Below are 13,630 nucleotides of genomic sequence, written 5' to 3'. Positions count from 1 at the left end.
GGGATTGGCCGCCAGTTCACGCCCCTTCGCGCTTTCCAAGTTTGTAAAGAATACAAAGCCGTCTGCATCGTATCCCTTGAGCAGCACCATTCGCACGTCGGGCATGCCAGACGCGTCAACGGTGGCGAGCGCCATGGCGTTGGCATCGTTAAGCTCCTTGACTCTGGCCTCGGCAAACCACTCGCCAAACAGGACGAACGGGTCGGTTTCGGTCAGCAACGCAGGTGGCTCCGCGGCGATAACCTGGCGGACGTATTCGTCTTCGGTGGGCGAGGGGGGAATGAGGGTCTTGTCGTTCACAAGCGCTCTATAAACTGACCTGTAGGGACGTTGCGAGGCTTAACGCTGCGTTGACCGGATTTACCATAACCTCCCGGCTCATGAATCGGGCCGCAGCCGACCTGACCCTGAAGATGGCGCGCGAGGTGCTGGGCGTGAGTTCAGTAGCGACGCCCGCCGAAGTGCGCCGCGCGTTTCGCGAGGCCGCGAAGCGCGCTCATCCCGATACTGGAGGCGATGAGCGCGCCTTTCGCCAGGTGGTCGAAGCCTACGAGCGGCTGCAAGATCCATTGGACGAGCGTCATGTCCAAACCCCTGCCCGCCGTCGCCCTGCGCCAGAAACCGAACTGGAAATCTCCCCGCAGATCGCGATGGAGGGCGGTGAGGTTGATCATCGAATGCCTGACGGGCGGCTGATCCGGATCGATCTGCCTGCCGGTCTGCGGCCTGGTGACAAGGTGCGCGCCGGCGGTGGAGAGCTTTGTGTTTATATCCGCGCACAAGACGGTGTGATCGTACGCGGTGACGATGTCTGGATGAGCGTGAAGGTCTCGCCGGCCACGATGAAACGTGGAGGTCGGGTCGCCGTCGAGACGCCGTTTGGTCGACGCATCGTCTGGATTGATCGCAAGGCGGGCGAGCGGGGTCTTGTCCGGCTGGAAGGCCAGGGTTTGCCTGCGCGCGGCAAACGGCTGCGGGGCCACATGTTCCTTCGGCTTGCCGCGGCCGCCAACGTTGCCGATAGCGCGGCACTGGCGCTGCTCAGGCGTTTTGCAGCCGCGTGGGCGGCTTGATTTGGCAGGGGTTTGGTCGAGCGCACACTTCAGCTAGAGAACTTGCGCCATGAGCCACAACACCTTCGGCCATCTTTTCCGCGTGACCACCTGGGGCGAAAGCCATGGACCGGCGCTGGGCTGCGTCGTTGACGGGTGCCCGCCCGGTATTCCGCTGACCGAAGCCGACATCCAGCCCTGGCTGGACAGGCGCCGGCCGGGCCAGGGCAAGTTCGTCACCCAACGGCAAGAACCTGACACGGTCCGTATTCTGTCGGGGGTGTTTGAAGATGAGCAGACCGGCGGGCAGGTGACCACTGGCACGCCGATCTCGATGATCATCGACAATGTCGATCAGCGTAGTCGTGACTACTCCGAGATCGCTACGGCGTTTCGGCCCGGCCACGCCGACTATGCCTATTTCGCCAAGTACGGCGTGCGCGACTATCGCGGGGGTGGGCGACAGTCGGCGCGTGAGACGGCGGCACGGGTAGCGGCGGGAGCCATAGCGCGCAAGATCCTGGCCGGGGTGAACATTCGTGGCGCGGTGGTGCAGATCGGCCCTCACGCCGTTGAGCCGGACCGGATCGACTTTTCAGTCACCGGCGACAACGAATTCTGGGCGCCTGACCCGGCCATTGTGCCGGTCTGGACCGAGCATCTTGAGACAATACGCAAGGCCGGTTCCTCCACCGGCGCCATAGTAGCTGTTGAGGCGACGGGGGTCGCGGCCGGCTGGGGCGCGCCGATCTATGGCAAGCTGGACGCCGAACTCGCAGCGGCTCTGATGTCGATCAACGCGGCGAAGGGCGTAGAAATCGGCGCGGGTTTCGCCGTAGCCGCTCTCACCGGAGAGCAAAACGCTGACGAGATGCGGATGGGTAATGAAGGACCGATGTTCCTCTCCAACAAGGCCGGCGGTGTCCTGGGCGGGATATCCACTGGTGCGCCCTTGACCGCGCGCGTGGCCTTCAAACCCACATCATCTATCCTAAGCCGTCGCGGCAGCATCAATGAAGCGGGCGAGGAAATCGAGCTCCGCACCAAGGGGCGGCATGACCCTTGCGTGGGCATCCGTGGTGTTCCAGTCGTAGAGGCAATGGTGGCCTGTGTCCTGGCGGACGCTTGGCTAAGGCATCGCGCCCAGACGGGCGGTGTTACCTTTAATGTCGGCCGGCCACCCGGCAGTTGAATTTTCAGGGCCAGACAACCTGATCTGGCGCCACGCATTTGACCTGAATGACAATTTTGGCGCCTAGCCTTAACATCTGTTTGACCAATGCGCACGGGGTGCCTTACGCACCGCTCGCCGGCAGCGGCTGCCGGTCTCAATATTGCACCGTCCGGGCAGTATGGCCGGCAAAAGGGATTATCGTGCGCTACGACCTGCTGAAAATTCTGCTGGTTGATGACAACCAAAACATGCGGCTGCTGCTGGCTGAGATCCTGCGGGCCATCGGGGTTACCCGAATCTTCGAAGCGAAGGACGGCGCTGAAGGGCTGAAGATGATGCGGGACTACCCCATCGACGTGGTCATGACAGATCTCTCGATGCAGCCGATGGACGGTATCGAGTTCGTCAGACTGCTGCGCAATTCCCCTGACAGCTCAAACCGGATGGCGCCGGTGGTGATGATCACCGGCCATTCCACCTACGTCAGGGTTAGTGAGGCGCGCGACGCCGGCGTGACCGAGTTTTTGGCCAAGCCTCTCACTGCCCGCGGCGTCGTGGAGCGTTTACACCAGGCTATCGAAAACAAGCGCCCGTTCATAAGGTCGAAGAGCTATTTTGGCCCTGATCGAAGGCGCCGGACCGACCCCAATTTCCCAGGGCCGTGGCGGCGCGAGAACGACATCGAAAACGCGAACCAGAACGTCGAAATTTAACCCTCTAACCGAGGTTCAGCGCGCAGCTCTCGCTGATAGTCGGACGAGACACGACAATCCGTGACAGGCCCGGAAACGCAGGGCGCAGGCGCTCAGCGAAATACAGACACAGATGTTCAAGCGTGGGGCGCTCCAGGCCCGGCTTCTCATTCAGCAAACCGTGATCCAGTTGCCCGGCGACTGCCTTCAGGGCGGCATCAAGATCGGCAAGGTCGGCAACCCAGCCAACCGTTTCATCAGCCTCGCCCTTCACAGTCGCCTCCACACGGAACGAATGGCCATGCAGGTTCGAGTAAGGCCGGTGGATCGGCCCCTCGGCGAAGAAGTGGGCGGCGTCAAACGTCGCAGCCTTGGTGATTTCGAAGATGGGTGGGGTCATGGCTACTGCAATGGGGCGACTTGGACCGCCGATGGGCCTAGGCGATGCCGAGATACTTGTGGGTTTGCACGCTTAAACGCCAGCGAGGGTGCGCGAGGCAATAGGCGATCGCAGCTTCTGTGTTGTCGAGGCGCCCCGGCCCGTCCATGGGCTGGAGCAGGAACCGCTCGAAATCCAGAGCCTCGAAGCGAGCCGGGTCGACGCCTGGCTGAGGATACACAAGCTTCAGCTCCTGCCCCTGCTGCTGAACAACGGCGGCCTGAGCCTTGGGACTGACGCAGATCCAGTCGATCCCGGCTGGCGCTGCAAGGGTGCCATTGGTTTCCAACGCAATGCTGAATCCACGGGCGTGAAGAGCCTCGACCAGCGCTTCGTCGACCTGAAGCAGTGGCTCACCTCCGGTAAGGACCGTCAGGCGATCCGACCGGCCGCCCTGCCAGGCAGCCTCGACCGCGGCCGCCAGTGATTCAGCATTCAGGAAGCGTCCGCCACCCGGCCCATCCAGGCCGACAAAATCCGTGTCGCAGAAGTTGCAGACAGCCGTTGCCCGGTCCTGTTCCCGGCCTGACCAGAGATTGCACCCCGCGAACCGGCAAAACACCGCCGGCCGGCCTGCCTGGCCGCCCTCCCCTTGCAGGGTCAGGAATATCTCCTTGACCGCATAGCTCATGCGGCGAACTCCGGGCGTTCCTGACCGTCCCAGGCCTCGTAGCCAGCGCGGCGCAGGTCGCAGGCCGGACAGGCGCCACATCCATAACCCCAGGTGTGTAACGCGCCGCGCTCGCCGAGATAGCAGGTGTGGCTTTCCTCCACCGTAACTGCGACCAACGGTTCGCCCCCGAGCGCCTTGGCCAATCCCCAGGTCTGCGCTTTGGTGAGGTGCATCAGCGGGGTCTCGACACGAAAGCCCCGATCCATCCCCAGGTTCAGCGCACGCTCGGTGGCGTCAAGCGTATCGCGCCGACAGTCAGGATAGCCGGAGAAATCCGTCTCACACATACCGCCAACCAAAGCCGTAAGGCCGCGCCGGTCCGCGAGCGCCGCCGCATAGACCAGAAAGACGAGATTGCGGCCAGGCACAAAGGTTGATGGCAATCCCCTTGCGGTGGTTTCGATGGCGCGGTCCGTGGTCATCGCCGTGTCCGCGATGGAGCCGAAACTGCGAATGTCGAGGACATGATCCTCGCCAAGCCGGCCTCGCCAAGCCGTGAACTCCCGCGAGATGCGCGAGCGGATCGCCAGGCGCGCTTCAAGTTCCACGCTGTGGCGTTGGCCATAGTCAAAACCGACAGTTTCCACACGGGCATAGCGGTCGAGCGCCCAGGCCAGACAGGCCGTGGAATCCTGGCCGCCGGAAAACAGGACAAGTGCGCTATCGCTCATGGGCTTCATATGGGCCTCAACGCTGCGGCTGGGAAGCGCAACACTGCGAGGAAGACACTTGCCGCTCGGGTTCTTCGGTCATCTAAAGTGCGCTTAACACTCGGGAAATCGCCCACGTATATAGTGAATTTGCCAAGTCTGTTTTCGCCCTGCGTGCAATGTCGCTTCCCGACTTCCTCTTCGACCGTGTGACCGCCGACGTTCGCCAGCACATGGAGGGCGTACGCGCTCTTGCCGAACAGTTGATGCGGCAACGGCTCGCGCCCGACGGTGAAGCCTGCGTCGCTAGCGTCTCGGAGGCCGCCTCGGCGGTTACCCGTCTTCTCGACACTGCGGCTGATCTACGGGGCGTGGCGCGCGGCGAACTTACACTCCAGCTCGAACCCGTGCGGTTGTACAACCTCATGGATGAGATCCAGAATCTGTGGCAAGCGCGTGCCGCAGCCACTGGCGTTACCTTGCTGGTGTCTTACGACGGTGATCCAGAGGCGGCCGCTCTGGCTGATCGTCGCCGGTTGCTTCAGATTTTCGATGGATTCATCGGCGAAGCTGTCGCCGGCCAGGGTCGAGGCGCCGTCGAAGCCGGTCTGCATGTTTACTGCGAAACGGCCGGTGTTCGGCTTGAGGGTCGTGTCCGGGGTCCGCGCGACACAGCCTGGGATGCCGAAGATCCTGAGACCCGCGTACGCATCATCGAAGAGCGGCTGGGTCTGGAAATCGCGCTGGGCGCAATGTTGGCCAACAGCGTTCTCGGGAAAATGGGCGGCGTACTGCGCAAGGAAAGCAGCGCCGGCGCCTCTGAAACCGTAAGCTTCGAGATTGTGCTGGCGCATGTGCCCGACGAAGTCAGCGCGCCGACAGACGCGCCGGGCCGTGCCGCTCACATTCTGGTGGTCGATGACAACGCCACCAATCGCATGGTGGCCCAATCGCTGGTGGAAATGTTTGACTGCACCAGCGAGACCGCCGAGGACGGCGAAGAGGCCGTTGAGACCGCCCGTTCGGGACGTTTTGACCTCATCCTGATGGACATCAGGATGCCGCGGATGGATGGCATCGCCGCTACCCGCGCGATCAGGGCGCTTTCTGGGCCTGCCGGAGCCGTGCCGATCATCGCTTTGACTGCCAATGCGGACCCTGAAGATGCCGCAGGCTATATGGCTGCCGGGATGAACGGCGTGGTCGAAAAGCCGATGAAGCCGGAACAACTGCTGGCGGCCCTGCAAGATGCGCTCAACTCCCAGGGCGACGCGGCCGCAGCCTGAACTCACAGATACAGTTTCACGCGCAACTTTTTGGCCAGTCGACCCTCTATTGCGCACAACTCCGCAATGCCATAGGTCGCGATCCAGGGTTCTGAGGAAGTTCTATGTCCGAGGGGAAAACGGACGCAGCGCCGTCGCTTGATGCGGTGCGCCAGCGCATCGACGCCCTTGATACAGAGTTGCTGCGGCTGATCGATGAACGCGCATCCCTGGCTCGGGTGGTGGTGGCGGCGAAGCGGGCGGCAGGCGACGGCGGCAAGTTCGGACTGCGCCCCGGTCGTGAGGCCGCGATTCTACGGCGGCTGATCTCCAGCGAGCGCAAGGCCGCAGATGCCGGCCTCATCGTGGGCGTCTGGCAGGAATTAATCGGCGACAGTCTGGCGGGACAGGGACCATTCCATATCTCTGTTTGGGGCGGGCGCGATCCCGGACGCGGTGTCGAGCTAGCCCGGCAGCGCTTTGGCGGCGCGCCCCCATTGCGCCAGGCAGCAAGACCGGAAGACGCTTTGGCGGCGGCTCGCACCTCCGGCGGGGTGGCGGTCTGCAGCCTGACGCCCGACAACGCCTGGTGGGGTCGGCTGCTGGCCGAACCGTCGCTCAAGGTCTTCGCGGCCCTGCCCTGCCTGGCCGCCTGGGGTCCAATGTCGGCTCTGGCGGTGGCGGCGATCGAAGTTGAGCCGACCGGTGGCGACAGCACATTCTGGGTCACGGATGCGCCCGGCGCGCCGTCAACTATCATCGAAGCTCTGGGTCGCGACGGCGTGGCGGCGGATATCCTGGCATCGACCGGGGGCTTGAAGCTGTTCCAGTTCGCCGGGTTCTATCAGCGCGACGACGAACGACTGGCCAGGGCGCCGGGACGCCTGAGCGGTGTCATTGGGGCTGCGCCAACGCAGCTGGACGTGTAAGAGGCCGTTTACCCGCCGCCCGTCCCAACACCGGCAGACACCATGTCCGATCCTCGCGACCTAACAGACCGCGCGCACGCGCCGAAGCCCGTTCCCAAACCGGGAATCATGGACATCCACGCCTATGTGCCCGGCAAGGCCAAGGCGGACGGCGTTGCGACCCCTATCAAGCTCTCGGCCAACGAGAATGTTCTGGGTGTGAGTCCCAAGGCCCGGGCGGCCTATGCCGAGGCCGCCGATCTGCTGCATATGTACCCCGACAGTCGGACCACGATCCTGCGCGACGCCATCGCCTCGACCTTCCGGCTGGAGCCCGAACGCCTGATTTTCGGATGCGGATCAGACGAGGTGTTTCAGCTTCTGAATCAGGCATTCTTGGAGCCGGGGGACAACATTGTTCAGGGCGAGTACGGCTTTGCAGCCTACGCCATCGGCGCCCACGCCTGTCAGGCCCAGGTGAAACTGGCGCGGGAGCCTGATTACCGGATCGATGTGGACGAAATCCTGAAGGTCGTGGATGAACGCACGCGGCTGGTTTTTCTGGCCAACCCCGGCAATCCGACAGGCACCTGGATCGCCTTCTCCGAGATCGAGCGTCTGCATGCCGCTTTGCCGCCGAGCGTCGTTCTGGTGCTGGACGCAGCCTACGGCGAGTTCGCGCTGGACGACCGGTTCAGTGATGGCCTGGATTTCGCCCGTGGTTCCGACAATGTGGTGGTGACCCACACTTTCTCGAAGCTCTACGGCCTGGCCGCGCTCAGGTTGGGCTGGGGCTATGCGCCCTTGGCCATCGCCGAGGCCGTCGACCGTATCCGGCTGCCGTTCAACACCTCCATCCCCGGGCAAATGGCTGGCGTCGCAGCGCTTGGGGACAAGGATTTCCAGGACCGCTCCATCGCTCACGTCGAGCAGTGGCGGCCCTGGCTGACCCAGCAACTCGGCGGCCTGGGCCTAGAGATCGTAGGGCCGTCGGCCACCAACTTTCTGCTCATCGGGTTTTCGAACCAACCGGGCAAGACGGCCGCCGACGCCGACGCTTTCCTGAGCGCCAGGGGTCTTCTGACTCGGAGGGTCCTGAACTACGGCCTGCCGAACCACCTGCGGATCACCATCGGGCTCGAGGAACACAACCGCGCGGTCGTCGCGGCCCTGGCAGATTTCATGCGGGCTTAGGGCCGTTTGGCTGCGACCTGATCCAGCAGGCTCTGCGCCTCGCCGACGAACCTCTCGACCACTTCGGCGGCGAAGGGGTTCTGGGTCTGTATCGCTGTGAATAGTTCGAAGGTATCGGCGCCGATCAAGGCGCATAGCTCAAGCAGGTGCTGGTAGGACGCCGTCTTCAACTGCTCGTCGGGGATCCCCAGATTGACCAGCGAGCGACCGATCAGGTGGGTGAGCGCCTGAACATAGGCCATCTCCCGGTCATGCTCCTCCGGCGTGGTGACGGTGACGGTCAGGCCGAGTGCGCGGCCGAAGGCCACGACCTTTTCAGAACGCTCGCCCCGGATCGGACACACCACCAGACGCAGGCCATCAAGCCCGGTCCTGGCGCTCTGCGGACCGAACAGGGGGTGGGTCGCCACGAGGTCGACATGCCTGGGCAGAATCTCGGTCATCCAGCGCGCCGGCAGCATCTTCACCGAGCCGACATCGATGACCAGGGCGCCTGGCGTGAGGTGCGGGGCGGCGGCGCGGAACACCGCCTCCATCGCAACGACAGGCACAGCGAAGATGACGATCTCACGGGCCGCGACCGCCGCCAGGGTTTCAACATCCACGCCGAGCTCGCCGGCCAGCGCTGCGGTGGCGGGCGCCGGATCACAAACGGCAACCTCGAAGTGCGCCTTCAGGGTCTGGGCCGCCAGCTGTCCGAATTGTCCGAAGCCGATGAGGCCGACGCGTTTCATCGCGGCTCACTAGCCTGCCCCGCCAGCCGGCGCAAACGGGCGAAAGCGCTTGGAACGGCCACAATCTTGCAATATCCAGGCAGCAGACGGGGTGAACTCGAACGGCATTTTCAGGGAGAGCGGCATGCGCACACTCATCATCACCACGGTGGCCGTGGCCATGCTGGCGGCAGCCGGGGCGGCTTCGGCGCAGATGCCGGCGCCGGCCGACATGATCAAGGCCTGGGACAAGAACAGCGACGGTGGCGTCAGCAAGGACGAGTGGGTCGCCGCCGGCCGGCCGGCCGAGCGCTTCGAGATGGTCGACGCCAACAAGGACGGCAAGGTCGTCGCCACAGAGCTGGAGGCCGCGATGGCCGCAATGCGCCAGAGCAACGGAGGCTGAGATGACGCGAGCCAGCTTCGAAGCCGCGACCGCCCGGGCCGACGGTGACGCCTTTGCACTGGCGGCAGATCTGCGCCGGGAGGCGACGACGGGAGGGCTGCAGGGGCTGGCAGCCCTATGGATGTCGGCAGCCATTTCACAACCTGAACGATTGTCCGAGATCTACGACCGCTCGGCGGAAGGCTGGCGTGGTGAGGCGGTCAAGGCTGCGGCGCTTGCGGGGGCCCCGGCTCTACCCGAGCCCATCCCACCCGAATTCTGGACCGCCTTCTGGGCGCTGATCGACACGCCGCCCGGCACGCTGGGCGCAGGTGGCGTGACGCAGCGCACAGCGGCGCTGCTGGGTCATCTGTCTCCGGGGATGACGGCGCGTGTGGCCCGCACGGCCCTGGCCTATCCTGGCTGCGCGGAAGCGGCGGCCCAGGGCTATCCGGCAAAGTTCACCATGGCGTCGCTGGCGGTGTGTCCGAAGGTGTCACTGGGCGGCGAGTTTCACAGCCTGATCGTCGATAACGGCTTCGACCTGGAGGTGCTGGACCGCGAGACCCTGGGTCTGGCCGACCTGCCCGCGCCGCTGGACTATCTCAACGCGCGTATCCTCCAGTGCCATGACCTCTGGCACCTGGCCGCCGGCTACCAGACCACCGGACTGCATGAGGTGGCGATCTCGGGCTTTCAGCTGGGCCAGTTCGGACACAGCTATTCGGCGATGTTCCTGGCCATGGTGCTGACCCGCGCCGCGTTCGATCGACCCGAGGCGGCGACCCTGCTGCTGGACACCATTCTCGGGGGCTGGGTCCACGGCCGCGAGAGCCCGCCTCTGCTGGGCGTGGCCTGGGAGGCGATCTGGGACCAGCCGATGGACGCCGTGCGGGCGGGCCTCGGGTTAAAGCCCTATACCTCGGCCTGGCCGGCGGATCTGTTCGAACAGCTGGCGGTGGCGGCCTAGGCCCCCTCAGTCAGCTTCGCTGACAGCTCCCCCACCGGGGGGAGCATCTGGGTTGGTTTCGAGAGTCACAGATCCTCCCCCTCTGGGGGAGGTGGCGGCGCAGCCGACGGAGGGGGTCAGTCCAGGGGTTCGGGAAGGTCCAGAAACCCCCGGATCATGCGCACCGCATCGTCGACGTCATGCAGAACGAGCTCGGCGGACATCCTCAGGGTGCGGATGCCCTGCGCGGCCAGCCGGGCGTCGCGGATGTCGTCGCGCAGGGGACGATCGCCCAGGCCATGGCTGGCGCCGTCGACCTCGAGGCAGAGGCGGAATTCCGGGCAGTAGAAATCGAGCACATAGGAGTCGAAAGGGTGCTGGCGACGGAAGCGCAGGCCGTTGACCTTTCGCGACCGGATCGCCTGCCAGAGGATAACTTCGGGTAGCGACATCGCGCCGCGGAGCTGGCGGGCGAAGGTGCGGGTGCGGCGTGGGGCGTCCATGGTGGGAGGCCCCCTCAGTCAGCTTCGCTGACAGCTCCCCCACCGGGGGGAGCATCTGGGTTGGTTTTGAGAGTCACAGACCCTCCCCCTCTGGGGGAGGTGGCGGCGCAGCCGACGGAGGGGGCAGGAAGGCCTCCACCAGTTCGATGGCCTCCACGAGGGTCATGCGCTGCACCTCGACGCCGGGGGGCAAGCCGGCGAAGAGGCGGGTGGGGGCGGCGGCGTCCAGCATGACGAAGACGCCCTTGTCGTCGGCGCGGCGGATCAGGCGGCCGAAGGCCTGGGCGATGCGGGCGCGTGCGATGCCGTCGTCGTAGCCCTTGCCGCCGAAGCGGATGCGGCGGGCCTTGTGCAGGATATCGGGGCGCGGCCAGGGGACCCGGTCAAAGACCAGCAGGCGCAAGGACCGGCCGGGCACATCCATGCCGTCGCGCACCGCATCGGTGCCCAGGAGGCAGGCGTCCTGTTCGGCGCGGAAGATGTCCACCAGGGCGCCCACCTCCAGCGGGTCGACGTGCTGGGCGTAGAGGGCCAGGCCCTTGTCGGCCAGGGGGGAGGCGATCCGCTCATGCACCGCGCGCAGGCGCCGGATGGCGGTGAAGAGGCCGACGCCTCCGCCGCCGGCGGCCAGGAACAGCTCGCGCAGGGCCGCCGAGACCTGGCGGGCGTCCTCCTTGTTGACGTCGGTGATCACCAGGCAGCGGGCGTGGGCGGCGTAGTCGAAGGGCGAGGCCAGCTTCAGCGTCTTCGGCCGGTCGGGCAGGCGGGCGGCGCCGGTGCGCATCTCGGCGAGTGCGAAGGGGTCGTCGAGGGTGGGGTCCGACAGGGTGGCCGAGGTCACCAGCACCCCGTGGGCGGGCTTGATCACCGCATTGGTGAGCGGCTCGGTGGGATCGACCCAGTGGCGGCGACAGGCGGCGTCGACGACGCGGCCATACAGGAAGGTGGCGTCGAACCAGTCCACGAAGTCCGGGTCGTCGTCGGCGTTCTCGTCGATGGCCTGGAGCATGGAGCGCCAGGCGGGCAGCTGCATGCGGGCGCGTCGATCTAGCCCCCTCAAAGCGCCTTCAATTCTCGCACGCTCGGAGCCGCCGAGGCTGGCGGCCTCGTCGTCCATGAGGGTCTCGAGCGCGCGGGCCAGGGCCAGGAGGGGGGCCTCGATGCGAGCGAGCGCGCGGGCGGCCTCGCGGGCGGTGGAGCGGACCAGGTCCAGGGCCGGGCGGGCGGCGCATTCCATGCCCACCTCGGAGGGGGCGGCGCGGGCGCGAAGCTGCTCGATCAGGGCCACCAGGAAAGCCTCGACCGGGCCGATGGGATTGACCTCGCCGTTGGGCGGGGCGATGCGGCCGGACCAGCCCTCGCCCGGCAGGGCGGCGGCGGCGTGCAGCACGTCGGTGAGCTGGGTGCGGGCCTCCTCGCTGTCGCCCAGCATGTCGAGCAGGCGCGCCTCAAGGCCCCTGCCCCGTCGACCGCGCCCCTCGGGCCCACGCAGCCAGCGGCGCATCTCGGCGGCCTCCTGGCCCGAGAGCGCGGCGGAGAAGGCGCTGTCGGCGGCATCGAACAGGTGGTGGCCCTCGTCGAAGACGATGCGCTTCAGGAGCGTGGTCTCGGCGTCGCCCCTGGAGCCCCGCGCCGCCCGGGCGCCGTCGAAGGCGGCCTGGGTCATGACCAGGGCGTGGTTGGCGATGACCAGGTCAGCCTTGCGCGAGCCGCGGATCGCCTTCTCCACGAAGCAGGCGCGGTAGTGCTGGCACCCCGCGTGGACGCATTCGCCGCGCCGGTCGACGAGGTTGGCGGGACTGGCCTGGGCGGCGACCGGCACGGCGAAGAGGGTGGACAGCCAGGCCGGGAAGTCGCCCCCGGTCATGTCGCCGTCGCGGGTGGCGCGGGCCCAGCGGGCGGCCAGCCCGAGGCCCACCAGGTCGCCGTTGCCCAGTTGGGCGGCGTTGGCCATGTCCTGAAAATTGAGCAAACACAGATAGTTCTCGCGGCCCTTGCGCACCACGGCCTTCTTCGCGCGCACGGCCTCATCGGCGTAGAGGGCGCGGCTCTCGCGCTCGATCTGGCGCTGCAGGGCGCGGGTGTAGGTGGAGATCCAGACCGCCGGGCCATTGGCCTCGGCCCACAGCGAGGCGGGGGCGAGATAGCCCAGCGTCTTGCCGACGCCGGTGCCCGCCTCGGCCAGCATCATGCGCGGCTCGCCCTCGCGTTCGCGGGGCTGGAAGACGTGAGCGGCTTCGGCGGCGTACTGGCTCTGGGTGGGCCGGGCCTCGTCCAGCCCGGCGCGGGCCAGGACCTCCACCAGCCGGGCGGCGGCGGCGTCAGACTCGATCGGCTTCGAGCCGGGCTCGCCGGGGGGCGCCTCGGCCTCCCACTCGGCCATGCGCGCCCAGACATCGAGGCCCGAGGTGCGGAACATGTTGCCCGGGAGCTGGCTGCGCAGCGCCCCGATGACGGCGGCGCCCCAGGCCCAGCCGCCGCGCGCCAGGGTCTCGGCGATGGCCAGCGCCTCCTCGCGCGACGGGGTGGGGGTATGGGCCAGTTCGGCCAGCAGGGCGGTGACGGCGGCGCGCAGGGTTGTGGCCTGTTCCCCGGCGGTCTTCGGCTCCGGCAGGCCCAGCGCCTGGGCGAGGCCCGCGGCGCTGGGGGCGGTGAAGCGAGCGGGGCGGACGAAGGCGTAGAGTTCGAGGGCGTCGAAGATGCGGGGGGATCGGGGCGGTGGGGGGATGTTGAGGCGCCGGGCCGTCATGGCGGCGTGGGCGACGAGGACGGGGGCGGTCTCGAACAGGTCGCGGGCGGCGGGGGGGCGGATGGGCTGGGCGGTGGTGGCGTCGGAGGGGTTGGAGCCGGGGTGGCCGTCGGCGGGGCCGGAGGCCGCGTCGAGGGTCGCGCCGGGCCCGGCCACGGCGCAGCGGGGCCCGGGCAGGACCACGAGGGCGGGGGCGAGGGTGAGGGCGGGCGGGGTGCTGGTCACGCCGGGGAGCTTAGCGCAGAGTCGCGGCGGAACGGAGAGGGAACTTTGGGGCACCTCGG

General features: G+C 66.7%; 15 protein-coding genes. 8 read left to right on the top strand and 7 right to left on the bottom strand.

The features are described from left to right. The coding region (locus ACIQ3B_RS16150; RefSeq protein WP_397404370.1) for a pyridoxamine 5'-phosphate oxidase family protein at window positions 1-300 on the bottom strand (300 nt) is incomplete at its 3' end. Window positions 301-380: 80 nt separating this feature from the next. Here ACIQ3B_RS16150 and ACIQ3B_RS16145 point away from each other — a divergent pair. From ACIQ3B_RS16145 to ACIQ3B_RS16135, 3 genes are all read left to right on the top strand, one after another. Further along, window positions 381-1,073: a DnaJ domain-containing protein gene (locus ACIQ3B_RS16145; protein ID WP_397404368.1), complete on the top strand. Its 693-nt coding sequence runs from the start codon at window positions 381-383 to the stop codon at window positions 1,071-1,073. 49 nt (window positions 1,074-1,122) lie between these two features. Then, window positions 1,123-2,244 carry a chorismate synthase gene (gene aroC, locus ACIQ3B_RS16140; RefSeq protein WP_397404366.1) on the top strand — a complete coding sequence of 374 codons (1,122 nt, stop codon included), beginning with the start codon at window positions 1,123-1,125 and terminating at the stop codon, window positions 2,242-2,244. Window positions 2,245-2,426: 182 nt separating this feature from the next. Further along, complete coding sequence (locus ACIQ3B_RS16135; protein WP_397404364.1) at window positions 2,427-2,939, top strand: response regulator; 513 nt, start codon at window positions 2,427-2,429, stop codon at window positions 2,937-2,939. A gap of 4 nt (window positions 2,940-2,943) precedes the next feature. Here ACIQ3B_RS16135 and ACIQ3B_RS16130 read toward each other — a convergent pair whose 3' ends face one another. The 3 genes from ACIQ3B_RS16130 to queC are packed head-to-tail and all read right to left on the bottom strand — an operon-like array spanning window position 2,944 to window position 4,710. Next, entirely contained in the window at window positions 2,944-3,318 is a 375-nt protein-coding gene (locus ACIQ3B_RS16130; protein ID WP_397404362.1) for a 6-pyruvoyl trahydropterin synthase family protein, read from the bottom strand. Between the two features lie 37 nt (window positions 3,319-3,355). Continuing rightward, window positions 3,356-3,988 (bottom strand): 7-carboxy-7-deazaguanine synthase, encoded by a 633-nt coding sequence (queE, locus tag ACIQ3B_RS16125; RefSeq protein WP_397404360.1) that lies wholly within the window; start codon window positions 3,986-3,988, stop codon window positions 3,356-3,358. Further along, complete coding sequence (gene queC, locus ACIQ3B_RS16120) at window positions 3,985-4,710, bottom strand: 7-cyano-7-deazaguanine synthase QueC (RefSeq protein WP_397404358.1); 726 nt, start codon at window positions 4,708-4,710, stop codon at window positions 3,985-3,987. Before queC ends, queE begins: the two co-directional genes overlap by 4 nt. 149 nt (window positions 4,711-4,859) lie before the next feature. Between queC and ACIQ3B_RS16115 the strand changes: the two genes are divergently transcribed. The 3 genes from ACIQ3B_RS16115 to ACIQ3B_RS16105 all read left to right on the top strand — a co-directional run bounded on the left by ACIQ3B_RS16115 (window position 4,860) and on the right by ACIQ3B_RS16105 (window position 8,047). Next, window positions 4,860-5,966, top strand: coding sequence for a response regulator (locus ACIQ3B_RS16115; protein ID WP_397404356.1), 1,107 nt, complete (start codon window positions 4,860-4,862; stop codon window positions 5,964-5,966). Between the two features lie 104 nt (window positions 5,967-6,070). After that, window positions 6,071-6,874: a chorismate mutase gene (locus tag ACIQ3B_RS16110; protein ID WP_397404354.1), complete on the top strand. Its 804-nt coding sequence runs from the start codon at window positions 6,071-6,073 to the stop codon at window positions 6,872-6,874. Between the two features lie 108 nt (window positions 6,875-6,982). After that, complete coding sequence (locus ACIQ3B_RS16105) at window positions 6,983-8,047, top strand: pyridoxal phosphate-dependent aminotransferase (protein WP_397404352.1); 1,065 nt, start codon at window positions 6,983-6,985, stop codon at window positions 8,045-8,047. Here the strand turns inward: ACIQ3B_RS16105 and ACIQ3B_RS16100 are convergent. After that, window positions 8,044-8,781 carry a prephenate dehydrogenase/arogenate dehydrogenase family protein gene (locus ACIQ3B_RS16100; RefSeq protein WP_397404350.1) on the bottom strand — a complete coding sequence of 246 codons (738 nt, stop codon included), beginning with the start codon at window positions 8,779-8,781 and terminating at the stop codon, window positions 8,044-8,046. The two genes, ACIQ3B_RS16105 and ACIQ3B_RS16100, sit on opposite strands and share 4 nt — an antisense overlap. Before the next feature lie 124 nt (window positions 8,782-8,905). Between ACIQ3B_RS16100 and ACIQ3B_RS16095 the strand changes: the two genes are divergently transcribed. Both ACIQ3B_RS16095 and ACIQ3B_RS16090 read left to right on the top strand, forming a co-directional pair. Next, window positions 8,906-9,166, top strand: coding sequence for an EF-hand domain-containing protein (locus tag ACIQ3B_RS16095; protein ID WP_397404348.1), 261 nt, complete (start codon window positions 8,906-8,908; stop codon window positions 9,164-9,166). Window position 9,167: 1 nt separating this feature from the next. Beyond that, window positions 9,168-10,115 (top strand): Coq4 family protein, encoded by a 948-nt coding sequence (locus ACIQ3B_RS16090; protein ID WP_397404346.1) that lies wholly within the window; start codon window positions 9,168-9,170, stop codon window positions 10,113-10,115. A gap of 116 nt (window positions 10,116-10,231) precedes the next feature. Here the strand turns inward: ACIQ3B_RS16090 and ACIQ3B_RS16085 are convergent, their stop codons facing one another. Next, window positions 10,232-10,597 (bottom strand): endonuclease domain-containing protein, encoded by a 366-nt coding sequence (locus ACIQ3B_RS16085; RefSeq protein WP_397404344.1) that lies wholly within the window; start codon window positions 10,595-10,597, stop codon window positions 10,232-10,234. Window positions 10,598-10,670: 73 nt separating this feature from the next. Further along, window positions 10,671-13,571 carry a helicase C-terminal domain-containing protein gene (locus tag ACIQ3B_RS16080; RefSeq protein WP_397404342.1) on the bottom strand — a complete coding sequence of 967 codons (2,901 nt, stop codon included), beginning with the start codon at window positions 13,569-13,571 and terminating at the stop codon, window positions 10,671-10,673. Window positions 13,572-13,630 lie beyond the last annotated feature (59 nt).

It is taken from the genome of Phenylobacterium sp. (genome assembly GCF_044358365.1).
GTDB lineage: Bacteria > Pseudomonadota > Alphaproteobacteria > Caulobacterales > Caulobacteraceae > Phenylobacterium.
Note: the sequence above shows the minus strand (reverse complement) of the source record. Positions and strands in the feature narration are given on the sequence as shown.